21 protein-coding genes and 1 tRNA gene are annotated in these 22,905 nt (G+C 34.4%); 20 read left to right on the forward strand and 2 right to left on the reverse strand.

All coding sequences use genetic code 11. The features are described from left to right. The first annotated feature begins 164 nt into the window (after positions 1 to 164). Genes R4Y45_RS01160 through dnaB form a run of 3 tightly spaced genes read left to right on the forward strand, consistent with a single transcriptional unit; the run spans position 165 to position 4,072 of the window. On the forward strand, positions 165 to 2,195 hold the full coding sequence (locus R4Y45_RS01160; protein ID WP_339968402.1) for a DHH family phosphoesterase: 2,031 nt from the start codon (positions 165 to 167) through the stop codon (positions 2,193 to 2,195). 15 nt (positions 2,196 to 2,210) lie between these two features. Next, positions 2,211 to 2,663: a 50S ribosomal protein L9 gene (gene rplI, locus R4Y45_RS01165; RefSeq protein WP_339968405.1), complete on the forward strand. Its 453-nt coding sequence runs from the start codon at positions 2,211 to 2,213 to the stop codon at positions 2,661 to 2,663. Positions 2,664 to 2,710: 47 nt separating this feature from the next. Continuing rightward, complete coding sequence (gene dnaB, locus R4Y45_RS01170) at positions 2,711 to 4,072, forward strand: replicative DNA helicase (protein WP_339968408.1); 1,362 nt, start codon at positions 2,711 to 2,713, stop codon at positions 4,070 to 4,072. A gap of 29 nt (positions 4,073 to 4,101) precedes the next feature. Here the strand turns inward: dnaB and R4Y45_RS01175 are convergent, their stop codons facing one another. Next, the gene (locus R4Y45_RS01175; protein ID WP_339968410.1) at positions 4,102 to 5,193 is read right to left on the reverse strand and encodes an Mbeg1-like protein; all 1,092 of its coding nucleotides are present in this window, start codon (positions 5,191 to 5,193) and stop codon (positions 4,102 to 4,104) included. 98 nt (positions 5,194 to 5,291) lie between these two features. Between R4Y45_RS01175 and R4Y45_RS01180 the strand changes: the two genes are divergently transcribed. Genes R4Y45_RS01180 through R4Y45_RS01190 form a run of 3 tightly spaced genes read left to right on the forward strand, consistent with a single transcriptional unit; the run spans position 5,292 to position 7,898 of the window. Beyond that, positions 5,292 to 6,386: a M42 family metallopeptidase gene (locus R4Y45_RS01180; protein WP_339968412.1), complete on the forward strand. Its 1,095-nt coding sequence runs from the start codon at positions 5,292 to 5,294 to the stop codon at positions 6,384 to 6,386. 46 nt (positions 6,387 to 6,432) lie between these two features. After that, positions 6,433 to 7,278 (forward strand): aldo/keto reductase, encoded by an 846-nt coding sequence (locus R4Y45_RS01185; protein ID WP_339970233.1) that lies wholly within the window; start codon positions 6,433 to 6,435, stop codon positions 7,276 to 7,278. Between the two features lie 14 nt (positions 7,279 to 7,292). Further along, the gene (locus tag R4Y45_RS01190; RefSeq protein ID WP_339968414.1) at positions 7,293 to 7,898 is read left to right on the forward strand and encodes an NADPH-dependent FMN reductase; all 606 of its coding nucleotides are present in this window, start codon (positions 7,293 to 7,295) and stop codon (positions 7,896 to 7,898) included. A 77-nt stretch (positions 7,899 to 7,975) separates the two neighbouring features. On the opposite strand, the gene R4Y45_RS01195 is transcribed toward R4Y45_RS01190, so the two are convergent. After that, positions 7,976 to 8,048 (reverse strand) — tRNA-Lys (locus R4Y45_RS01195). 168 nt (positions 8,049 to 8,216) lie between these two features. Here R4Y45_RS01195 and yycF point away from each other — a divergent pair. The 14 genes from yycF to R4Y45_RS01265 all read left to right on the forward strand — a co-directional run bounded on the left by yycF (position 8,217) and on the right by R4Y45_RS01265 (position 22,812). Beyond that, a complete protein-coding gene (gene yycF / locus R4Y45_RS01200; protein WP_339968416.1) occupies positions 8,217 to 8,924 on the forward strand; it encodes a response regulator YycF in 708 nt (235 codons plus the stop codon). Positions 8,925 to 8,961: 37 nt separating this feature from the next. Beyond that, on the forward strand, positions 8,962 to 10,818 hold the full coding sequence (gene walK, locus R4Y45_RS01205; protein WP_339968419.1) for a cell wall metabolism sensor histidine kinase WalK: 1,857 nt from the start codon (positions 8,962 to 8,964) through the stop codon (positions 10,816 to 10,818). Continuing rightward, entirely contained in the window at positions 10,808 to 12,136 is a 1,329-nt protein-coding gene (locus tag R4Y45_RS01210; RefSeq protein ID WP_339968421.1) for a YycH family regulatory protein, read from the forward strand. The genes walK and R4Y45_RS01210 overlap by 11 nt, the downstream gene beginning before the upstream one ends. A 12-nt stretch (positions 12,137 to 12,148) precedes the next feature. After that, positions 12,149 to 12,958: a two-component system regulatory protein YycI gene (locus R4Y45_RS01215; RefSeq protein WP_339968424.1), complete on the forward strand. Its 810-nt coding sequence runs from the start codon at positions 12,149 to 12,151 to the stop codon at positions 12,956 to 12,958. Positions 12,959 to 12,976: 18 nt separating this feature from the next. Next, on the forward strand, positions 12,977 to 13,756 hold the full coding sequence (locus R4Y45_RS01220) for an MBL fold metallo-hydrolase (RefSeq protein WP_339968426.1): 780 nt from the start codon (positions 12,977 to 12,979) through the stop codon (positions 13,754 to 13,756). A 72-nt stretch (positions 13,757 to 13,828) separates the two neighbouring features. Next, on the forward strand, positions 13,829 to 15,058 hold the full coding sequence (locus R4Y45_RS01225) for a S1C family serine protease (RefSeq protein ID WP_339968429.1): 1,230 nt from the start codon (positions 13,829 to 13,831) through the stop codon (positions 15,056 to 15,058). Positions 15,059 to 15,434: 376 nt separating this feature from the next. Continuing rightward, positions 15,435 to 15,914 carry a 23S rRNA (pseudouridine(1915)-N(3))-methyltransferase RlmH gene (gene rlmH / locus R4Y45_RS01230; RefSeq protein ID WP_339968431.1) on the forward strand — a complete coding sequence of 160 codons (480 nt, stop codon included), beginning with the start codon at positions 15,435 to 15,437 and terminating at the stop codon, positions 15,912 to 15,914. 56 nt (positions 15,915 to 15,970) lie between these two features. Continuing rightward, positions 15,971 to 17,500 carry an AAA family ATPase gene (locus R4Y45_RS01235; RefSeq protein ID WP_339968434.1) on the forward strand — a complete coding sequence of 510 codons (1,530 nt, stop codon included), beginning with the start codon at positions 15,971 to 15,973 and terminating at the stop codon, positions 17,498 to 17,500. Between the two features lie 2 nt (positions 17,501 to 17,502). Next, the gene (locus tag R4Y45_RS01240) at positions 17,503 to 18,267 is read left to right on the forward strand and encodes an HNH endonuclease (protein WP_339968436.1); all 765 of its coding nucleotides are present in this window, start codon (positions 17,503 to 17,505) and stop codon (positions 18,265 to 18,267) included. Between the two features lie 32 nt (positions 18,268 to 18,299). Next, positions 18,300 to 18,716 (forward strand): winged helix-turn-helix transcriptional regulator, encoded by a 417-nt coding sequence (locus tag R4Y45_RS01245; protein WP_339968440.1) that lies wholly within the window; start codon positions 18,300 to 18,302, stop codon positions 18,714 to 18,716. A gap of 70 nt (positions 18,717 to 18,786) precedes the next feature. Continuing rightward, positions 18,787 to 19,419, forward strand: coding sequence for a 3-hexulose-6-phosphate synthase (hxlA, locus tag R4Y45_RS01250; protein ID WP_339968443.1), 633 nt, complete (start codon positions 18,787 to 18,789; stop codon positions 19,417 to 19,419). Then, positions 19,412 to 19,951: a 6-phospho-3-hexuloisomerase gene (hxlB, locus tag R4Y45_RS01255; RefSeq protein ID WP_339968445.1), complete on the forward strand. Its 540-nt coding sequence runs from the start codon at positions 19,412 to 19,414 to the stop codon at positions 19,949 to 19,951. The genes hxlA and hxlB overlap by 8 nt, the downstream gene beginning before the upstream one ends. Before the next feature lie 116 nt (positions 19,952 to 20,067). Continuing rightward, positions 20,068 to 21,408: a dihydrolipoyl dehydrogenase family protein gene (locus tag R4Y45_RS01260; protein WP_339968447.1), complete on the forward strand. Its 1,341-nt coding sequence runs from the start codon at positions 20,068 to 20,070 to the stop codon at positions 21,406 to 21,408. A gap of 66 nt (positions 21,409 to 21,474) precedes the next feature. Next, complete coding sequence (locus R4Y45_RS01265; RefSeq protein WP_339968449.1) at positions 21,475 to 22,812, forward strand: dihydrolipoyl dehydrogenase family protein; 1,338 nt, start codon at positions 21,475 to 21,477, stop codon at positions 22,810 to 22,812. The last annotated feature ends 93 nt before the right edge of the window (positions 22,813 to 22,905 follow it).

The raw sequence follows: 22,905 nt of genomic DNA on the forward strand, positions 1-22,905 counted from the left end.
TGTTTCCTAATAGATAAAAATAAAAAGCTTTGCACATTCTGCAAGGCTTTTTATTTTTATCTAGCACCTTATACTACACGAAGACGATTTTTTGACTTTTATGATAGAATAGGCATAGATATTAATTAAATAATGTTAAATAAAAATATCATTGGGGATACTTTATGAAAAAACTACTACAAAAAATAGAGATACCAACCTTTTTAAAAGATATACGATTAGCTATTGCAATGATTGTTATTTTTGCTTTGTGCATTATTGGTGCAGTTGTTGGTTTAGCATTAAACTTATTCTTCGGTATGATAATTTTTATTATCTTCTTACTACTGGTGATTAGTTTTATTTACGGTACGATGATTTTATCGGAAAATACCACTAATTTTGTGTCAAATTTGAGCTACCGGATTAAACGTGGTGAACAAGAAGCGTTAATTAAAATGCCAATTGGTATTTTACTTTACGATGACCAAAAACAAATTCAATGGGTTAATCCTTATCTACAACTTTACTTTGGAAATAAAGAAGTAATTGGTAAAAAGATTTCAGCCGTTGATTATGACTTGTCCACACTAGTGGAAAAAACTGTGGACAGCCAAACAATTGAAAATCAAGTTGTTACGTGGGGAAAACGTCAATTTGAAATGAGTATTCAAGATGACTTGGGTGTACTTTATTTACTTGATGTGACCCGTTATGCTGAAATTGAACAACGTTATTTATCTGAAAAAATGACGATTGGACAACTATTTTTAGATAATTATGATGAATTATCTCAAAGTATGGATGATCAAACGATTTCATCACTAAATAACTATATTACGCATACCTTAACGTCATGGGCCAATCAATATCAAATGTACTTAAAACGTGTTGATGATGACCATTTTCTAATTTTGGCTCATTTTGATCAATTAAACGATGCTGAGCGTGATAGATTTACTGTCCTAGATAAAATTAGAGAAGAAACTTCTAAACAAAATTATCCGATTACATTGAGTATCGGTTTTGCTTATGGTGTCGATGATTTAAGTGAACTTGCCACGCTTGCTCAACGTAACCTTGACCTAGCATTAGGTCGCGGAGGAGATCAAGTAGTGATTAAAAACCAAACTGATTCTGCTCGTTTTTACGGCGGAAAGTCTAATCCAATGGAAAAACGCACACGAGTACGTGCTAGAATGGTTAGCCAAGCACTTCGAGATACGATTAAAGATCGTGATGAAATCTTTGTGATGGGTCACAAACATCCTGATATGGATGCTATTGGGGCAGCACTTGGAATTAGTCGAATCGCAAAAATGAATAATAAAAAGGCGTATGTTGTTTTAGATAACGCACATCTTAATTATGATGTTCAGCGATTATATGACTTATTTTTAGATAAAGAAGAAGATGCTGAACGATTTATTACCCCTCAACAAGCCTTGAGTATGGCGGATGATAAATCGTTATTAGTGATGGTTGATCATTCAAAACCTTCGATGTCAGAAAGTTCTGAATTGTACGAAAAACTTGAAAATTCAACGGTTGTTATTGATCACCACCGTCGTGGAGAAGAGTTTCCTGAAAACCCAATGTTGGTTTATATTGAACCTTATGCGTCATCAACTTGTGAATTAGTGACAGAGATGCTTGAATATCAACCTAAAAAAGCTGATAATATTACCAAGATTGAAGCTTCTGCTATGCTTGCTGGAATTATTGTCGATACGAAGTCATTTTCACTTAGAACAGGAACCAGAACCTTTGATGCGGCAAGTTATTTACGGTCAGTTGGGGCTGATAATAAATTGATTCAAGATTTATTGAAAGAAGATTTAAACCAATTTATTAATCGTAATCACTTGATTTCAACAATTGAAATTATCAAGCCTGGTATGGCATTATTAAAAGGTGAAGATGATCAGATTTATGATCCAATCGTTGCGGCACAAGCTGTTGATATGAGCTTATCTTTAGATAATATTGAAGCTGCTTTTATTATCACTAGACGTGATAAAAACACGATTGGTATTTCTGCTCGTTCTGTAGGTAAAGTCAACGTTCAAGTCATCATGGAAAAATTAGGCGGTGGCGGTCATTTATCCAATGCAGCTACCCAGCTTAAAGATGAAACGATTGATGTGGCTAGTGAGCAATTAATCGAGGCAATTGAAACATATCAAGCAGAAGAAGAACCAGAAGAACAAGAATAAGGGAGGACTATCATAATGAGAGTTATATTTTTAGAAGATGTACGAGGCAAAGGAAAACGCGGGGAAATTAAAGAAGTCCCTAATGGCTATGCTCAAAACTTTTTGATTAAAAATAATAAAGCAAAAGAAGCAACACCTGCTGCAGTTAGTGCTTTAAAAGGTAAGAAAAATGCGGAAGCTAAAGCTTACCAAGAAGAAAAAGATGAAGCATTAAAATTGAAGGATTTTCTTGAAGAAGATGAAACCGTTGTTGAAATCAAGGCCAAATCAGGGGAAGATAGTCGCTTATTTGGTTCTGTACCAAGCAAACAAATTGCTAAAGCACTAGAACAACAATTTAAAGTAAAATTAGATAAAAGAAAAATTGAATTATCAAACCCAATTCGTACATTGGGCTACACAAACGTTCCAGTAAAATTATTTACAGGCGTTGAAGGTAAAATCAGAGTACATGTTGTTGCTGAATAAAAGTCACGTGAGTGGCTTTTTATTTAGTTATAAAGAGAAGGTGAATTATGGATAACCAATTTATTGCACAAAATATGCCACGTGATGAAGAAGCTGAAAAATCAGTTTTAGGGGCTATATTTTTAGATCCAGAAGCAATTGTGGAAGCTTCTGAGTTAATTACGACTGACGATTTTTATCGTCATGCTAATCAAGTAGTTTTTGCTGCGATGCTTGAATTAAATGGGCAAGATAAAGCAATAGACGTTGTGACGTTGACAGATGAATTGAAACGACGTAAACAATTAGAAGATATAGGTGGCGTTTCATACATTAGTGAATTAGCTGAAGCGGTGCCAACGGCGGCTAATATCGTTTATTATGCAAAAATCGTCCAACGTAAAGCCCTACTTAGGCGATTGATTTCGGCTTCACAATCAATCATTTCAGAATCTTTTGAAGAAGATACTGATGTGACGACAATTTTAGATGATGCCGAACGTAAAATTTTAAATGTTTCTCAAGCTAATGGTCAAAACGGCTTTAAAACGATTCATCAAGTATTAGATACGACGTTAACACAAATTAATTCAATTCCTGAAAATGCTGAAAATATCACGGGACTTGGCACTGGATTTAAAGCTTTAGATAATTTAACAACCGGTTTTCATGAAGATGAGCTGATTATTTTAGCCGCTCGTCCAGGTGTGGGTAAAACTGCCTTTGCTTTGAATATTTGTCAAGCTATTGGTATTAAAACCGAGAAAACCGTTGCTATTTTCAGTCTTGAAATGGGGGCAGAGCAATTGGTGAGCCGAATGCTTTGTTCAGAAGGTCTAATCGATGCCCAGCATTTAAGAACTGGTAACTTAACTGATGAAGAATGGCGTCGATTGGTTGTGGCTGCTGGGTCACTTGATAAAACTAATATTTTTATTGACGATACTCCGGGAATTAAAATGGCAGAAATTCGTGCCAAAACAAGACGTCTCCAAAAAGAACAAGGTGACCTTGGCATTGTGGTAATTGACTACTTACAACTGATTGAAGGAACCCGTAAAGAAAGTCGTCAACAAGAAGTTTCTGAAATTTCAAGACAACTTAAAAAACTAGCAAAAGAATTGCACGTACCAGTTATTGCACTGTCCCAACTTTCTCGTGGGGTAGAACAAAGACAAGACAAACGACCAATTTTATCTGATATTCGTGAATCAGGATCAATCGAACAAGATGCTGATATTGTGGCTTTCTTATATCGTGATGACTACTACCATAGTGATGACGAAGAAGAACAAGAAAATCAAGATACAAGTGTAGTTGAAGTAATTATTGAAAAGAACAGAAGTGGTGCTCGAGGGACTGCTAATTTAATCTTTACTAAATCACATAACCGTTTCTCAAATCTTGATTATCAACATGAACCTAGCTAAAAAAGACGCCCATTAAGGCGTCTTTTTTGTTATAGAAACGGTAAAATAATATCTAAGTTTTGGCGAGCATTATTGAAGAGATGAATAGCCACTTTGATAGCTAGTTTTCTGGTTTTGGTATCCAGTCCACTAAAGGCACGAGTGAAGCCAATCGCACTTTGAATTTTACCGTCGGTTAATTGAGATAAATCGGTAATATCGGCTTTTTCAAAAGCTTCAAAAACAGCTTTCCAAAGTAACTTTCTTTGAGATCTTGGGACTTCTTCAACCCATTTTCGAAGTGTTTTATCAATGAAAATACTACCATTGGTAACTTCTGGCATTTCAATAAAGTTTGTTCGACCAATATCCCAAGTATCAGGGACATGTTGAGCAAGTAAATTTTTGGTGCTGGATTTTACGATAATATGCGGTTCATTATGATCGAGCATCCGACCAAAAATAGACCCTTGAGGAATAAAAGTTAAAATTTTATCTTGGATATTTTTATAGCGTTTATTCTTAAGCAAGTCTTTTTCAAATCCTGGTCCGTCTAAGTTATAAACGTAGTTAATCCGTTCTTGAACTTTCATCGAAACATGCGTTGCTGCAAAAATTGCCAAGTTGCCACCTTTTGAATGACCCGCAACAAACAAATGACGCTTGGGATACTTGATTGCCATCCGTTTGAGGTAAAGCGTGGCTAAAAACTGACCATTAATTGTCGGCGCATAGCTCATCACCATATCTTCATTCCACCCCACCATTGTGGTATCAGTTCCTCTGAAGACAATGTAGGCCGTTTTATTTTCAAATAAAACCGTCATCGCTGCAAATTGAATCGCAGGATTATAGTTGAATTTGGTTTCCCAATTCGTAATTCGTGCAGAGCTAAATCGAGGACTTCTTCTAAGAAGTTCAAGTAGTGTTTGTTCAACTTCAGGTAAATCAACACGATATAATGGATTATCAAGTAGTAGTCGAGCCGCTTCGCGAATGGGAACGGATTGACGGTACTTCATAATATCATCTAAAGGTAGATAAACTAGTGCACTCAAAATTGCTGAGTCAATGGGATTGAGTCGGTCTTGTTTAATGGACAAATCCCCTCTAAAACGTAAATAATCTAAATAATTTGCCACTAGCTAACCCCCTTAAAGTTTCATTTCTTCTATCATCATAATCTTATTATAGAATATTTTCAAAGTTTAAATTAACTGTGCTATAGTTTACTTAAAATATGATTAAGAAATGGAGCCAAAACATGACAGCACAATCAGATATTAACTTATTAACACAATTAACTAATGCTAGTGGGGTTTCAGGATTTGAAGATGAAGTCGTTGACTTGTTCCAACAAGAAGTGGCAACAGCTGGTAAAGTCACAAAAGATGCAATGAACAATGTTTATGTTGAACCCGAGCAAAATGAGGGTAATAGACTACGTTTGCAAATTGATGCTCATTCAGATGAAGTGGGTTATGTTGTAAAAAACATTCGACCTAACGGCTTAATTGAATTTGTTTTAATTGGTGGACAAACTGCAATCACTTTATCATCTACTAAAGTTAGAATTTTAAATGATGAGGGTCAATATATTTCAGGGGTTATTTCAAGTATTCCACCTCACTTTATGACACCTGAACAAAAAACACGTCTACCAAAAGTCGACGAACTCACAATCGACGTTGGGGCAACTTCTGCTAAGGAAGTTGAAGACTTAAAAATCAAACGTGGTGCACCAGTGACCATTGATGTCAAAACACAATACAACGACTACAACAAGACACTAGTTGGAAAAGCTTTTGATAATCGTGTGGGGACAGCTTTACTTGCTAAAACAATGAATTATCTAAAAGATAAAACTTTACCTATTGATGTCGTGGGCGCTTTAGCTTCCCAAGAAGAAGTCGGCGCTCGTGGTGCACAAGTCACAGTTAGAAAAGTTCAACCTGATTTAGCAATTGTATTTGAAGGTGCACCTGCAAATGATACATGTTTCCCTGATTACGCGATTCAAACGGGAATTAAACGAGGCCCGATGATTCGTCACATGGATTCAACGATGATTACTAACCCTCGATTCCAAAAGTTTGCTTTAGACATTGCCAAACGCTATAATATCCCTCACCAAGAATATGCAGATACTCGTGGTGGTCAAAATGGGTCAGTTATTGCAGGCTACAAAGGTGCACCAACCATTGTCATTAGTGTACCCGTTCGTTATGCCCATACACCACATTCTTATATTGCATTAGAAGATTTTCAAAATAGTTTTGAATTGGCTAAAAAAGTTATTGATCATCTTACACCAGAAATTATTCAAAACTTCTAAAAAGTTTCATGTGAAACAATAAAAAAGGAGACTTATCATGCCAAATATTCCAACCGTGACTCTAAATAATGGCGTTAAAATGCCACAAGAAGGTTTTGGCGTTTTCCAAATCCCTGATTTTGATGAGTGTAAACAAGCAGTAAAAGAAGCACTGGAAGTCGGTTATCGTCTTATTGATACTGCCCAAATTTATCAAAATGAAGCGGCCGTTGGACAGGCAATTCAAGAAAGCCCTGTTCGGCGTGAAGATATTTTTATTACCACTAAGATTTGGGTAACAGATTATGGATTTGAAGAGACAAAAGCTGCCGTTGAAAAATCAATGGAAAGATTAAAAACAGATTACCTAGATTTGGTATTATTACATCAACCGTTTAACGATTATTATCGTGCCTATCAAGCTTTAGAAGCTTTATATGAAGCTAAAAAATTACGAGCAATTGGTGTTTCAAACTTTTATCCAGACCGTTATATTGATTTAGCAAACTATGCTAAAATCATTCCGGCAGTTAACCAACTTGAAATGCATGTTTTTCATCAGCGTGCAGAAGACCAGCATTATCTTGAAAAGTATGGTACTCAAATTGAATCTTGGGGACCGTTTGCTGAAGGTAAAAACGGCTTGTTTACTAATGAAACATTGATTGCAATTGGCAAAGCTCATCAAAAAACAGCTGCTCAAGTTGCTTTGAGATATTTGATTCAACTAGGAGCGGTCATTATTCCAAAATCCGTTCATAAAGAACGAATGCAACAAAATATTGAGGTATGGGATTTTGAATTGACTGCAGATGAGATGACAAAAATTAAAGCGTTAGACCTAAAACAACCTTTATTTATTGATCATCATAGTCCAGCAGCGACTGAACGATTTGTCGATTTGAAGAAATAGAAAGAAGTCAGTTTATGACCACAATTAATATTATTTTAGGTAGCTCAAGAAGCAACTCATTAGGTCGACACGTTTTGAACTATCTTAAAAAACAGCAAAAATCTTTTGAAGAAGAACTATCAGTCAAGCTTAATCTGATGGAGATTGGTGACTATCATTTACCATTCTTCTATGAAGCATTGCCACCTCTTGGTAATCCTGATCGAAAGCTTAAAGATAATGAACAAAAATGGGTGGATGACATGGCCCAAGCTAATGGCTTTATCTTTTTAACACCGGAGTATAATCATTCATTTCCTGCTGTTTTGAAAAATGGCATTGATTATTTAAGTACACAGCTTGCTGATAAACCTAGCTTAGTAATGACTTATGCAAATAATGCACGTGGAGGGCAATTTGGTGGGCTTGAGTTAACACCAGTACTTGAAAGACTAGGGAGTTTAGTTTTACCCACACCAATTGCTATCGGGAATGTGCAACAAAACTTTAGTGAAAATGGTGAACTACTTGAAGAAGGACCTTCAATTGATTTTTATCAAAAACGCCTAAAGCAAGGAATTCATAAAATCACATTTTATAGTCAATTACTTAAAGATAATCCTTATCCAGGGTTAAATTAAAAAAGTTACCTGTTAACAGGTAACTTTTTTGGTATAAAAAAAAACCTCGTCAATTGACGAGGTTAAGTGCTTTATGATGGGTGGTCAGGGGCTCGAACCCTGGACCCACGGATTAAGAGTCCGTTGCTCTACCAACTGAGCTAACCACCCGGTTTGCTTCAACATTGTTATACTATCACTTTACTAATAGAATAACAAGTATTAATTTATATAAAAATTTCCATCATGCTAATAATTGGTTTTTAGGCTGAACTGGCTTAAAATGAATAAGTGAATACCTAAATCAAAAAAGTTAAAATTAATTTAGAGGTGAAAGATATGAGTAAGAAAATACTAGTCGTTGATGACGAAAAACCTATTTCAGATATTATCAAATTTAATCTTAAAAAAGAAAACTATGACGTTGTGGTTGCCTATGATGGTGAAGAAGCGGTAGCCCAAGTTGAAGCTGAAAAACCAGATTTAATTATCCTAGATTTGATGTTGCCTAAGATGGATGGGATTGAAGTTGCCCGTGAAGTTCGTAAAAAATACAATATGCCAATTATCATGGTAACAGCCAAAGATAGCGAAATTGATAAAGTATTAGGTCTTGAAATCGGGGCGGATGATTATGTGACTAAGCCTTTTTCAAATCGTGAATTAGTCGCTCGTGTTAAAGCTAATTTAAGACGAGAAGTGACAACTTCAAACGATGAAGCACAAGAGCAAAAATTGCTTAAAGTTGGGGACTTGGTAATTAACTTAGATGCTTATAGTGTTTCTAAAAATGACGAAAAAATAGATTTAACCCATCGTGAATTTGAGCTTCTCCATTATCTAGCCGCTCACATTGGTCAAGTGATGACACGTGAAAACTTGTTACAGACAGTTTGGAGTTATGATTATTTTGGTGATGTGAGAACGGTTGATGTGACAGTTCGTCGTTTACGTGAAAAAATTGAAGACGATCCAAGTAAACCGCAATACTTAGTAACTCGACGAGGTGTCGGTTACTTTATGAAAGACCCCAGTCAAGAAGACTAAACCAGCTAAATAGTGACTAGGAGAGTTGAATGTTTTAATGAATAAAAAAATTGGTTTTTTTCAATCGATTCATTTCAAAATTTCGATTGTTTTCATTTTATTGTTACTAGCAACAATTGAAATTATCGGGGCTTACTTTACCCAGCAATTACAAAGAGAAAATATGGATACGTTCAAAACTTCACTGCAAGTAAAACCGTATACCAATACGCAATTAGCCGAACAACTGAATAAAACCGATACTAAAGCAGCAAATACTGAAATTGCTAACATTATTTCTGATATGAGTAATTCTCAAATTACGGATATTCAAGTGATTGACAATAAAGAAACAATTCGGGGGATTAGTAATTACAGTTCGCGTGATTTAATCGGTCAAAGATCGACCGACCCAGATATTAGATTGACGGATAATTCTAAAAGTCTTTATAAAACGAGGGTAATTAATGGAGAAAACTACTATATTCAAGTGTTGCCCATTACCTCTAATACTGGTGATAATAATGGCATTGTCGGTTTAATCTATATTAAAGCTAGTATGAGTTCTGTTTATAGCAGTATTCAAAATGTCATGGTGATTTTTCTAACAGCGTCTTTAGTAGCCTCACTACTAGGTGCAGTTATTGCGCTATTTATTGCACGGGCCGTGACGATGCCGATTGATGAGATGAAAAAACAAGCTATTCGTATCGCCAACGGCGATTATTCTGGACAGGTTAAAGTTTATGGCCAAGACGAACTCGGTCAATTAGCTCAGGCAGTTAATAATCTCTCCATTCGCGTTGAGGAAGCACAAGAGGCTTCTGACTCTGAAAGAAGACGGCTTGATAATGTTTTAGCGCATATGACGGATGGCGTTATTGCGACTGATCGACATGGTAAAATTACAATTATTAATGAAACAGCCATGCAACTTTTTGATTGCACACAAGAAGAAACAATCGGAGAGTCTGTGATGACGCTATTAGATGTTGAATCAGAAGATAATATTCAAAAGTTCTTAGAAAAACGAACTGAAATGTTTATTACGTTGAGTGAAGGTCATGGTCAAGAAATTATTTTGCATGCTAATTTTTCACTAATTCAAAGAATTACAGGATTTGTTTCAGGGATGGTTTGTGTGTTCCATGATGTTACAGAACAACAGCAAAACGAACAAGAACAGCGTCAATTTGTGTCCAATGTTTCACATGAATTGAGAACACCACTGACCTCTGTTCGTAGTTACATTGAGGCTTTAAATGATGGTGCTTGGCAAGACCCAGATATTGCACCAGAATTTTTGAAAGTCACTCAAGAAGAAACTGATCGGATGATTCGAATGATTAATGACTTGTTGAATCTATCCAGAATGGATCAAGGAACATCGAAGATGAACTTAGAGTGGGTGAACTTAAATGAGTTTGTTTCCTATGTTCTTAATCGTTTCGATATGATTATTAAAAATAATCAAGAAGATCAGCAAAAAAGTAAAGACTATACGATCAAAAGAGAACTCGGTTCCCATGATTTATGGGCAGAAATTGATACGGATAAGATGACACAAGTGATTGATAACATTGTGAATAATGCAATTAATTACTCACCAGATGGTGGTGTGATTACGGTTCGTTTAGTTAAAGCTGCTAATCGTGTCATTATTAGTATTTCAGACCAAGGACTTGGTATTCCACGAAAAGATATTAACAAAATTTTTGATCGTTTTTATCGAGTAGATAAAGCTCGTTCTAGACATCAAGGAGGAACAGGACTTGGGTTAGCTATTTCAAAAGAAGTAGTAGAATCTCATAAAGGACGTATTTGGGTTGAAAGTACGGAAGGAAAAGGCTCTACTTTTTACATTTCGCTACCCTTTGAACCATTAAATGAAGGAGAACCGTGGGATGCAGTTTAGAAATTATATTGTCAGGATTTCTTTAGTTGGGTTGGTTGCTTTGAGCTTATTTTTAACTTTTTTAATTTGGACTAGCAACCAAAGTTTAGAACAAGAAAATTATGAAAATCCGGTAGTAACTGATGAGACTAATCAGTTAAATAATCAAAATTTTGCGCGAGTATTTTTACCAACACAGGTTGTAAATGCGCAAAATGGTCAAAATTATGTCTTAATTAACCAGCAAAATGACTTAATTAGTAGCCTAATCGCGATGTTAAAATCTTGGAGCTTAAAATTAAATCAAATCCAGACTTTAGATGATAAGCGTTATTTAGATAAATTAAACAATCAAAACTATACTCAGGTTGCCTATACAGACAGCATGTCATTAAATGTCTTTTCAGAGGTTATCGATAAAAAAGAATTACGACAAAATAATGATTTTATGTTTAATCGTATCTTTATTCCCAAAGATTTAGATAATCATATTTACTTTGCTAATGATCAAACAAAAGAAATTTATACGGTTGAACGTGGGGGTTATGATGCATCAGGATTTAATCAATTAGTTGATGATTATGGGTTTAAAACACCAGCGAAGTTTATCAAGTTAGCTTCAAATCGATACGTTCTTAATTACACAACTGAACCCAAACTTTCAGTCTATAGCTATATGATTTATCGTGAAATGGAAGATAATTATGTTTCTCGGTTATTAGGGAATAATATTGCTCCCCCTCAAATCAATTATGTAACAACTTATAAACTAGGAAGTAGTAAGCGTTTAGTTGTCGATAAAAATAATGATTCATTGCAGTACAGCGATGTTTCAGTGACCAAAATTCCTCAAGACTTACAAAATTTATTCGACCAAAGTTTTCAATCTATCTCGAATTTAAAAACAAGATTAGTTGAATGGCGGTATTATAGTTCTTCAGATGAAGCAGCTGATAAGCAAATTACTTACCGAAATTATGTTGAAGGGCTACCTGTATTTAGTCAAACTGAAAATGGGGTGGCAAGTGTCAGGTATTCAAATAGTGGCGAAGAAATGAACTTTACTAATCAAATGTTACAAGTTCCGATTCCACCAGATGGCAAAGTCGTCACCTTACCGACAACATCTGAATTACTTAATCTTCTTAAACAGGTCGGCTATGATTATCAAAGTATTCAAGATATCGAATTAGGCTTTGAGTGGCAAAAAGATTCAACTAATGATAAATTGATTGATCTGGTTCCGACCTACTATGTTAAAGTGAACGACAAACTGGTCAATTACGAAACGTTGATTAATAAGTCATCTGCTAATGATTTATCTACAGATAATAAATAGAAAGGAATTGCTATGGATTTTAGAAAAATAGAATATATTTTCATTGCGGTCTTTTTATTTATTAATATCTTTTTGAGTATTTCAGTTCAAAATCCGCCTTTTTTTGAGAATAGTGCAGCTAATAGTAATGACAACACCATTAATTCAATTCAAAAAGATAATATTAGTCTTCCAGAATTGTCGACGACTACCGATGAAAGTCAATACTTAGCAACACGCAATTTGAATAGTTTGGCTAACTACAATCAATACTTAAAAAATCAGCGTGTAAGTTATGATACTGATAAAAATGTGCTAACTAGTCAGCTTAATCAAGTGATTCATTATCAAAAAGAATCAGTAGCTAATGACTTAGCTCAATTTATGAGAAATAGTGAAAATGTCATTTATGGATCAGAGTATGTTTACGCATCTGAACTCTCAACAGATACGGAGGTTGTTTTTGTACAACAGTTAAATCTAGGTCAAAGTAAACAAATGACAGGACTCATTTATGATGATAAAAGTCAGATTCGTTTTCAAATTAAAGGAAACAATATTACAGGCTATACGCAAAGTTATGTTAGTGATTTGGCTCAAATAGGTGAAAAACAAGCTACAATTAGCCAACAAAGTGCCGTTATTAATCTCTACAGTCAAAAGTCAATCAGTAACAACTCAAAAGTGCTTTTTTTGAAGTTAGGTTATAGTCCACTTTATAATACAACGATTAGAGGTAGCGAAATTTATGTCCCAACATGGTATGTGGGTGTTGTTACTAATAATGATAATCGTTTCTTTGTCAAAGAAGTCAATGCATTTGATGGAAAAGTAATGAACTAATAAGGGAGCATTCATAAAATGAAGTTATCGGTTTTAGCTAGTGGGTCAAAAGCCAATGTTACGTATATTGAGACGAGCCAGCATAAAATTTTAATTGATGCAGGACTTTCTGCTAAAAAAACGAAAGAAGCACTCGCTAAAATTAATCGAGATATCGCAGATATTGATGCGATTTTTATTACACATGAGCATAGTGATCATGCTAAAGGATTAGGTGTTTTGATGAGAAAATATCACATTAAAGCCTATACTAATCAAAAGACTTGGCAGGCTTTACTACCTAAGATAGGAAAAGTGGATACCGAACTCTGCCAAATTTTTGAAACTGGAGAATTAAAGCTATTTGATGAACTTCAAGTCTTGAGCTTTGCTACTTCTCACGACGCAGCTCAACCGCAGTGTTACAAAGTTACAGAAGTTAATCAATCTGCTGTAGTAATAACAGACACGGGTTATGTTCCCCAAAAAATCTGGCCAACATTATGTGATTCAACGGTTTATGTGATGGAGTGTAATCATGATATTGATTTATTGCGTTCAGGCCCTTATAGTTGGGATTTGAAAACGAGAATCTTGTCTGATCAAGGCCATTTATCCAATTCAGATAGTGCCAAGTTACTAGCCAATTGGGTGGGTGATAATACGCAGTACATTTATCTGAGTCATTTAAGTAAAGATAATAATACACGTGAGGTTGCTTTTGAAACTGTTGATGAAACTTTACAGAAAAATCATATTCACCACGTTAAATTGATGAAAACACAGCAAAATCATGTTCAAGAATTAATTACTTTATAAAATTTGTAATTATTTTGTCATACAATTTTCTAAATTTAGAGTTAAAATAGGTGTAAATAAGGAGGAATTGTTATGGCTAAAAATCAAGAAGGTCAAAATTCAACTAATAAAGGATGGAAATTAGTAACTGTGAGTGCTGTTGCTGGTCTTTTGGCAGGAAGCATTCCTTTTGCAAGTGTTGGTGCCTATAATGCACTGTCAGGTAACCAATCAGTTGTACAAACTAGCAATGGTGTTAGTTCAAATACCAGTGGAGCTACAAAATTACAAAATACATCTACAGGATCATCAAATAGCGGATCAATGACTAGTGCATTTAATAAAGTAAGTGCAGCTGTTGTCTCAGTTTCTAATTTACAGCCCGCTAAATCTAGTCAAAATAGTTTGTCATCTTATTTCGGTCAAATGTATGGAGATGATGAAAAAGCAAAAAGTACTCTTCAGACTGCAAGTGAAGGTTCAGGACTTATATATCAAACAGCTAATGGAAAGGGTTACATAGTAACAAATAATCATGTTATTGAAGGCGCAACTAAACTTCAGGTTATTTTGAATACTGGTGAAGCAATTGATGCAAATGTAGTGGGTTCTGATAGCGTAACTGACTTAGCTGTCTTATCAATTGACTCTGCAAAAGTTCCAGCAACTGCTGACTTTGGTAACTCAGATAACTTAGAACCCGGACAACCTGTTATTGCGATTGGTTCTCCTTTAGGTAGTCAATATGCAACAAGTGTAACTCAGGGTATTATTTCAGCTAAAAGTCGTACTTTAAATAGCAATTCAGGAACTCAAACAACTGTTATCCAAACAGATGCAGCTATTAACCCTGGTAACTCAGGTGGTCCACTTGTAAACTCTGATGGTCAAGTAGTTGGAATTAACTCTATGAAACTCGCTCAAAGTCAAGATGGGACTAATGTTGAAGGTATGGGATTTGCTATTCCTAGTGATGAAGTTGTAACAATTATTAATCAACTCGTTGAAAAAGGATCAATTACTAGACCAAAAATTGGTGTTAGAGTGGCTAGTGTTAGTGAAATGACACAACAACTACGCCAAAAAGTTCAACTACCAGACTCAGTAACTGGTGGGGTTTACATTGCTTCTGTAGATGACAATACATCTGCTAAGCAAGCCGGCATTCAAAGTGGTGATGTTATTACTAAATTTGAAGGTCATGCTGTAAACTCAGTAACTGAATTACATTCATTGCTTTACCAAAAACAGGTTGGCGATACAATTAGTCTTGAAATTGTTCGTGCTGGACAAACACAAACTGTCAGTTTAAAACTTAACTAAAGCTTTGCTATAATTGAGGTGGCTATCTTTTGATAACCATCTTTTTTGTATGTATAAAATGTGAAACATGAATAATGTTCGTGTTTAGCCATACAAAACATAAAACTAGTAAAGTATAAAATCAACAAAACCTGTGGATAACCTTGTGAATTGTGGATATCTAGGTTGTTTAAAATGGGATTAAAAATAGTTAAAAACGTCTATAAACGTTATTATATTAGGGTTTATAGCTATTATTAAAAAAACGAACTAAAATCACAACTTATCAATTATTAAATTTTTTATAAGAGGCAATATCAACTTATAGTGGTCTAATTGATTGCTATATACAAGATATATGACTAGTGTTTCACGAAATAAAGGAGTTTTTGATAAAATGCCACAAAAAATAGTGTGTGTAGGAAAATTAAAAGAAAAGTATTTGAAGTCAGCAATTGATGAATATCAAAAGCGGATGCAACGCTTTGGTAAACTGAATATTGTCGAAGTCCCTGATGAAAAAGCACCTCAAAATATGAGCGATAAAGAAATTGAGCAGGTTAAAGATAAAGAAGGTGAAAAGATTTTATCTAAAATTAATGATCAAGATTTTGTCATTACGCTTGAGATTTTAGGTAAAGAAATTTCATCAGAAAAACTAGCTCAAAATATTAAAGACTGGACAACATATGGTCATAGTTCGCTGGTTTTTGTGATTGGCGGCTCAAATGGACTGAGCGAAGCGGTAATGAAACGTTCTAACTATGCATTGAGTTTTGGTAAAATGACACTGCCTCACCAACTAATGCGTGTTGTATTATGCGAACAAATTTATCGTGCGTTCATGATTAATAGTGGTAGTGCTTATCATAAATAAAATTGTTGAAGGAGTAGGTTAATATTAATTATTTTTTTGTCGATAATAGGTTAGTTATGGATGAACTTAGCTATTTTAATAAAGGTATAGTTTTTTTGGCAGATAATTGGGATGACTATACCTATAAAACAACATTCCATGGTTATTTTATAAATGAACAAAGGAGTTATGACGATTTAGGTATTATTAAGATTGGGGTAAATAGCCAGATACCTTATGCTTATTCTGATTCTGGTGATGGCTATGTTCATAGTACCTACAGATATATACGTTCTATTTTGCCTGATGGTATTAATTATTTTGAAACATTTCCTTCAGAACTTTTTATGTTGGGGGAACTTCCTTATTATGAATATTTAAATAAGAAGCTGACTGAAAGGCAAATAAATTCAATTTTAAGAGAGACAAATGATATTGCTTATAGTAATGATAATTTTGAAAACGTAAAAAACTTACCGGTTATCATGAAATCGTTTTTTAGAACGAAATCTATGTCTTCGATTGAACAAATACGAAGGGTTATCAATGGAGAACATAAATTTGAAAATTTTGAATTTATATTAAGATATGAAAATAAAAATGATGGAAACTCGGTTAATATGTACTTGAAAAATGATATAAATTCTCTCATTCCTAGTAATTCTTTTGCTATCATAGGAAATAACGGCGTTGGTAAAACATCAATTTTGAAAGATTTAGCAATGGCGGCCTCTTGTGTTGGAAATTATGTGGATTCATTATTTCTTGAAAATTGGCGTGTAATATTAATTAATAAGAAAGGTATTGATATAACAAATTCAATGTTTATTACATACAGTACATTCGACTTTTTCGAACAATCTTTTTCTGACTTATTTAAAGAAGATAAAAATAAGTTTGTGGGTATTAGAAGTTCAGATGACTTCAACAAAATAACAGATTTAGATGAAATGAGTGCAAATTTAGCTTTGTGTATTGAGTGGGTTTGTTATGATCCGTGGAAAAAAGAAATACTACTAAATTCGTTAAATAATTTTAGATGGAGTAGCAGCTTGCTAGATATTGTTTCAGAAATTGATGTATCTAGTTATACGACTGATGCTGATAAAATTAGAACAAAGGTTCAAAGTAAAATAAAAAGAATGAGCTCAGGACAAAAGATAGTTCTGTCTATTGTTTCCAATTTGATACAGCATACTAGTGAAAATTCAATCATATTAATAGATGAACCTGAATTATATCTACACCCACCTTTTACGTTAGGCATTATTACATCTATAAATGAAATAGCTTCTCAAACTAACTCTATATGTTTGATGACGACACATTCTGCTGTGGTTTTGCAAGAATTGACCCGAGAAAATGTTTTTATTATAAAAAATAATGAAGGATATAACAAATTTTATAATCCAAAAATCCAAACATTTGCTACTAGTACCGAAACAATCAACGATGAAATATTTGGACTCGATATTAGAAGTACAGGATATTATCAAATACTAAAAAATATCTTTGAAAAATACCCAAATGAACTTGTTGATTTAAAAAATCAAGGATTTTTGAGTGAAGATGCGTTAATATATCTTTCATCTTTTAGGAGCGAATAGTATTGTTTGATGGACTTGATAAACCAAATCTGGTGTTACATGATATTTTAAAAGATATTACACTTCCCAGTTGCTTCAATAAATATGAAAAAGATAGGCTATTATTTTTTGAAAAAAGATATATAAAAGCTAAAAACTGTTATGATATAAAGCCATGTAATCAAATTGGCAAATTAAATATCATAGAGTCTAAAAAAATGTATAAAAATAAAATCAAAGGTCAATTAAGAGAAAAAATATTGAAACAATACAATGAGTCTAATTGTCCAGTTTGCGGCAGAGAATACTTTAAAATAAATATTGATCACGTATTGCCCCAAAGTAAATATGTTCAATATTCAATAACTCCAATTAACTTGGTTCCTATGTGTAGTGACTGCAATAAAATAAAAGGGGATGTAAATTATGGTTTCCATCCATTTTTTGAAGACTACAGTAGGTTGGAAGGACTCTCTTTTGATATAAGATATAATACTGTAGATGAAGATATTAAAATTAATTTAGTGTATGAAAGTGATATAAGTGAAAAATTAAAAAAGTGTTTAAATTTTTATGGTATGGATATAAAAATAAAGATAGAGTCTAAAAAGAAAATAAAAAAGATAAAAAAAAATTTAGGGTCAGGTATAAAAAAGAAAGATCTTATCGCTTGTTTGGAATCATTAAAAAGTAATTTGAAATTTGATAATAATAATCGTCACAATATGATATTATTTGATTATTTATTGAATAATTCAGACGACTTATATGACTATATAGTTAATTAGGTTGATTTAATTAACAAAATGAGGTGACAGTAATGGAAGAAGATATTCGACAAAAAGTAAAAGAAAGAATTCAATCAGGTGACTTTGACTGTGCCAAAGAGCTGACCATGTCGATGTTTATGGGCAAACATAAATTATTTATTCTATGGGAACTAAGAAAGGGCAATCCGATTCACTTTAATGAATTTACACGTCTCATTCCAAATGTCAGTCGCAAAGTATTAACTAATCAGTTAAATGAATTAATTCAAGATAATATGATTAAAAAAAGGGACTACGATGAGGGCAATGTTAAGCGAGTGAGTTACGAATTGACTGCCACTGGTCAAACCATTATTCCAATTCTTGAAGCGATGTATCAATGGGGTGAAAACCGCATTGAAGAGCTAAAAATTAACCCACATTATCAAACCAATTCAAGCGAAAATAAGGGAGTTACCTCAAAGTAACTTATTGTATCCAATCTGTTCTTTCGATAGACTTTTAATTACAAAAAGTTAGTAGGAGGAACGATTAATTATGAAATTACAACTCGCAATTGACTTAGAAGATGTAAATGGTGCTATTGAACTTATCGAAAAAACAAAAGATAATGTTGATGTATTTGAATATGGCACCCCATTAGTTATTAACTTTGGTCTTGAAGGACTAAAGAAAATTCGTGAGCGTTTTCCAGATATTACGTTATTAGCTGACGTCAAAATTATGGACGTTGCTGGTTACGAAGTTGAGCAAGCAATCAATTATGGTGCAGATATTGTGACAATTTTGGCTGCTGCTGAAGATCAATCTATTAAAGATGCTGTGGCTAAAGCACATGAACATGGCAAAGAATTATTAGTAGATATGATTGGGGTTCAAGATGTTGAAAAACGTGCTAAAGAACTAGATGAAATGGGTGCAGATTATATTGCAACTCACACCGGTTATGATTTACAAGCACTAGGTCAAACACCACTTGAAAACTTCAATAAAATCAAAGCAACGGTTCAACAAACTAAAACAGCTGTTGCAGGTGGCATTAAAGAAGATTCTGCGCCAACAATTATTTCACAACAACCTGACTTATTAATCGTTGGTGGTGCAATTTCAACTGATGATAACCCAGCTGAAAAAGCAAAAGTGTTCAAGGATATGATTGACAATGCCTAAGCAATCTAGTTGGCAATTAATTTTGTCAGAGTTGCAAAAAGGGGCAGTTGAAGTGAGCGATTCACAACTGGAATTAGTTCGCCAAGCCAATCGTGTCTTTGTGGCAGGAGCAGGACGTTCTGGGTTAAACTTGAAATCGTTTGCGATGCGATTAAATCAACTTGGAAAGCCAACTTATGTTGTGGTTGAAACGACAACCCCTGCTTTTGGCGAAGCGGATTTATTAATTGTCGCAACGGGTTCTGGGACAACTAGTCAAATGATTCAATTTATGGAGAAAGCAGCTAATTTAGGTGGCAAAGTATGGCTCCTAACCACTACTAAACAGACACCCGCTACTGAATTAGCTTCAGAAATCACGTATTTAGCTGGTAAAGGTAAATTCGATTCAGGTGAACAATCAAGCCAACCGATGGGGTCGCTGTTTGAACAATCACTATTGATTTTTGGAGATGCTTTTACACTTTCATATATGAACAAATTTGATATTTTGGAATCAGACATGCAACACAATCATGCAAATTTAGAATAGAAAAAAGCTGCTAGTATTTGTTAACTAGCAGCTTTTTTTTGAACTTAATAAATTGTAAACAATCTAATTTGGTGTTATGATATTCTAAAATAAATGACAGTCATGGAGGCAATCAAATGACAGCAAAATATGATTATGATGTTCTTTACTTAGGTGCAGGTCACGGGACTTTTGACGGTGCAGTGCCACTCGCACAAAAGGGCTTTAAAATTGGTGTAGTTGAAGCCGATAAAATGGGTGGAACTTGTCCGAACTGGGGCTGTAATGCCAAAATAGCGTTGGACGCACCTGTTTTGATTCGTCATCAACAACAAAATATGTCTGATTTATTCGAAGGTGAACTTCCTAAAGTAAACTGGGAAAATAATATGAAACACAAACATGATGTGATTGATGCACTACCTGATATGATCGAGGGATTAGTTCAATCCGTAGGAATTGATGTTATTCACGGCTTTGGTCAATTAAAAGATGGTCATACTGTACAAGTAAACGGCGAAGAAAAAACAGCTGAAAAAATTGTGATTGCAACAGGTCTACATCCACATAAATTAATGGTTGATGGTCATGAATTAGCTCATGATAGTCAAGAATTTTTAGCTTTGGATGAATTACCTGAGGATATTACCATTATTGGTTCTGGTTATATTGGGATGGAATTTGCATCAATCGCTCAAGCGGCAGGTGCTAATGTAACGGTTATGATGAGTCATGATATTGTCTTGAGAAACTTTTACCAACCTTACGTTACTCTAATTGTTGACCAAATGAAAAAAGAGGGTATTCAATTTATCGAAAACGCTAATGTTTCTGCTTTTGAACAAACAACATCAGGCTATGTTGTGAAATATGGGGATAATCAAGAACATGCTACTAAATGGATCTTAGATGCTACAGGACGTACACCTAATGTTGAAAACATGGGACTTGAAGAAGTTGGCGTTGACTATGATCAAACTGGAATTAAGGTTAATGGCTATCTTCAAACAAGCGTAGATAGTATTTACGCTTCAGGGGATGTCATTTCAAGTTCTCAACCTAAGTTAACACCTACCGCAGCTTTTGAAAGTGCTTATTTAACACAATTGTTTTCACGTGAAACATCAAAAGAAATTGATTTTCCAGCAGTTGCTTCAGTGACATTTACAACACCAAGAATTGCACAAGTCGGTGTTTCAGTCGACGAAGCTAAAGATAATCCCGATTATCGCGTAGTGGAATCAGACTTAGCACAAACAAATTGGTACTACCAAGCCTTTAAAGAGCCAATTGCTAAGAGAAGTCTTGTTTTTGACAAAAATAATCAATTAGTTGGTGCAACTGAAGTTAGTCAAAAAGCAGATGATGTCATTAATGCCTTGGTTCCAATTATCGAATTAAAACCAACAAAAGAACAATTGGGTCGGATGATTCACTTGTTCCCATCAATTGCTAGTGATGTTTTTAGTTCACTATAAAGCAATACAATACTGCACACAGTGGTGTGCAAAATACATAATTCAATTGAATAAGGAGATGTCAAAATGAAAACTCAACAATACGATTACGATGTGATGTTTATTGGTGCAGGTCACGGTTCAGATGGTGCGGTGATGCTGAATAAATATGGCTATAAAGTAGCTAAAATTGAAGCCGAAAAAGTCGGCGGAACTTGTACAAACTGGGCATGTAATGCCAAAATTGTACTAGATGGTCCAGTTAAATTAAGCCGAACACATGAACAATTAAAAGATATTGTTCAAGGCGATTTACGTTTAAGTTGGGAACAAAACATGGCTCACAAACATGAAGTTATCGACCCACTAGCTGATGGTATGGAAAAGAAATTTACAGGTTCTGGTATTGATGTGCTTCATGGCTGGGCTAAGTTTGTTGATAACCATACTGTTGAAATTGACGGAAAAACCTATACATCAGATAAATTTGTAATTGCAACAGGCTTGCACCCACATCAACTAGATGTTCCAGGAAAAGAATATGCTCATGATAGTAAAGATTTCCTCGACTTGAACCCATTACCAAAACGAATGACAGTTATTGGTTCAGGTTATATCGGAATGGAATTTGCAACAATTGCGAATGCTTTTGGTAGTGAAGTCACTGTTTTGATGCGTGGAGATCGTGTATTGCGTCAATTCAATGCTGAGTATGTTGACGAAGTAGTCCAAGATATGACAGAACGTGGCGTTAAATTCATTAAAAACGCTAAAGTAAGTGAATTCACTCAAGAAAATGATCACTATGTTGTGCATTACGATGATGACAAAACAGTTGAAACAGACTGGATTTTAGATGCAACAGGTCGTGTACCAAATACTTCAGGATATGGTTTGGACGAATTAGGGATTCACTATAGCGATAAAGGGATTCAAGTGAATGGTAAAATGCAAACTAATATCGATAATATTTTTGTTGCAGGAGATGTTGCTGATACAACTTATCCAAAACTAACGCCAACAGCAACTCACCACTCAAACTATATCGCACACTTTATTATGGGTGATACCAAAGATGATATGAAACCATTTGTGGTACCAACTGTAACCTTTACTTCACCAAGAATTGCTGAAGCAGGTGTAACGGTTGCTGAAGCAAAAGCCAATCGTGATCAATACGATATCTTAGAAAGTGATGTTACAGGCGATTGGTTCAGAAAAGTTAATGAAGATAAAATCGGTAAACAAACACTTATTTTTGATAAAGCTGGCCACTTAGTCGGTGCAACTGAAGTCAGTGAAGAAGCTGAAAACTTTATTAATGCGGTTCTACCAGCGATTGCGTTGAAATTAGAACGTGATCAAATTGAACAAATTGTGCCACTATTTCCATCAATTATGCACGAAGGATGGAAGAAACTTTAATTAACAAAAAATGCATCCAGTGAAGGATGCGTTTTTTATTTGGTCAGGTTATAGCATCAGTCAAGTAAACACGATATAATAAACTTATATTAT

The sequence above is a fragment of the Holzapfeliella saturejae genome (genome assembly GCF_037546065.1).
GTDB classification, from domain to species: Bacteria; Bacillota; Bacilli; order Lactobacillales; family Lactobacillaceae; genus Holzapfeliella; species Holzapfeliella saturejae.

What these genes read in the sequence shown, in the direction of transcription:
- R4Y45_RS01160 (WP_339968402.1), top strand. Translation starts at nt 165, where the DNA reads ATGAAAAAACTACTACAAAAAATAGAGATACCAACCTTTTTAAAAGAT.
- rplI (WP_339968405.1), top strand. Translation starts at nt 2,211, where the DNA reads ATGAGAGTTATATTTTTAGAAGATGTACGAGGCAAAGGAAAACGCGGG.
- dnaB (WP_339968408.1), top strand. Translation starts at nt 2,711, where the DNA reads ATGGATAACCAATTTATTGCACAAAATATGCCACGTGATGAAGAAGCT.
- R4Y45_RS01180 (WP_339968412.1), top strand. Translation starts at nt 5,292, where the DNA reads ATGATTAAGAAATGGAGCCAAAACATGACAGCACAATCAGATATTAAC.
- R4Y45_RS01190 (WP_339968414.1), top strand. Translation starts at nt 7,293, where the DNA reads ATGACCACAATTAATATTATTTTAGGTAGCTCAAGAAGCAACTCATTA.
- yycF (WP_339968416.1), top strand. Translation starts at nt 8,217, where the DNA reads ATGAGTAAGAAAATACTAGTCGTTGATGACGAAAAACCTATTTCAGAT.
- walK (WP_339968419.1), top strand. Translation starts at nt 8,962, where the DNA reads ATGAATAAAAAAATTGGTTTTTTTCAATCGATTCATTTCAAAATTTCG.
- R4Y45_RS01210 (WP_339968421.1), top strand. Translation starts at nt 10,808, where the DNA reads ATGCAGTTTAGAAATTATATTGTCAGGATTTCTTTAGTTGGGTTGGTT.
- R4Y45_RS01215 (WP_339968424.1), top strand. Translation starts at nt 12,149, where the DNA reads ATGGATTTTAGAAAAATAGAATATATTTTCATTGCGGTCTTTTTATTT.
- R4Y45_RS01220 (WP_339968426.1), top strand. Translation starts at nt 12,977, where the DNA reads ATGAAGTTATCGGTTTTAGCTAGTGGGTCAAAAGCCAATGTTACGTAT.
- R4Y45_RS01225 (WP_339968429.1), top strand. Translation starts at nt 13,829, where the DNA reads ATGGCTAAAAATCAAGAAGGTCAAAATTCAACTAATAAAGGATGGAAA.
- rlmH (WP_339968431.1), top strand. Translation starts at nt 15,435, where the DNA reads ATGCCACAAAAAATAGTGTGTGTAGGAAAATTAAAAGAAAAGTATTTG.
- R4Y45_RS01235 (WP_339968434.1), top strand. Translation starts at nt 15,971, where the DNA reads ATGGATGAACTTAGCTATTTTAATAAAGGTATAGTTTTTTTGGCAGAT.
- R4Y45_RS01245 (WP_339968440.1), top strand. Translation starts at nt 18,300, where the DNA reads ATGGAAGAAGATATTCGACAAAAAGTAAAAGAAAGAATTCAATCAGGT.
- hxlA (WP_339968443.1), top strand. Translation starts at nt 18,787, where the DNA reads ATGAAATTACAACTCGCAATTGACTTAGAAGATGTAAATGGTGCTATT.
- hxlB (WP_339968445.1), top strand. Translation starts at nt 19,412, where the DNA reads ATGCCTAAGCAATCTAGTTGGCAATTAATTTTGTCAGAGTTGCAAAAA.
- R4Y45_RS01260 (WP_339968447.1), top strand. Translation starts at nt 20,068, where the DNA reads ATGACAGCAAAATATGATTATGATGTTCTTTACTTAGGTGCAGGTCAC.
- R4Y45_RS01265 (WP_339968449.1), top strand. Translation starts at nt 21,475, where the DNA reads ATGAAAACTCAACAATACGATTACGATGTGATGTTTATTGGTGCAGGT.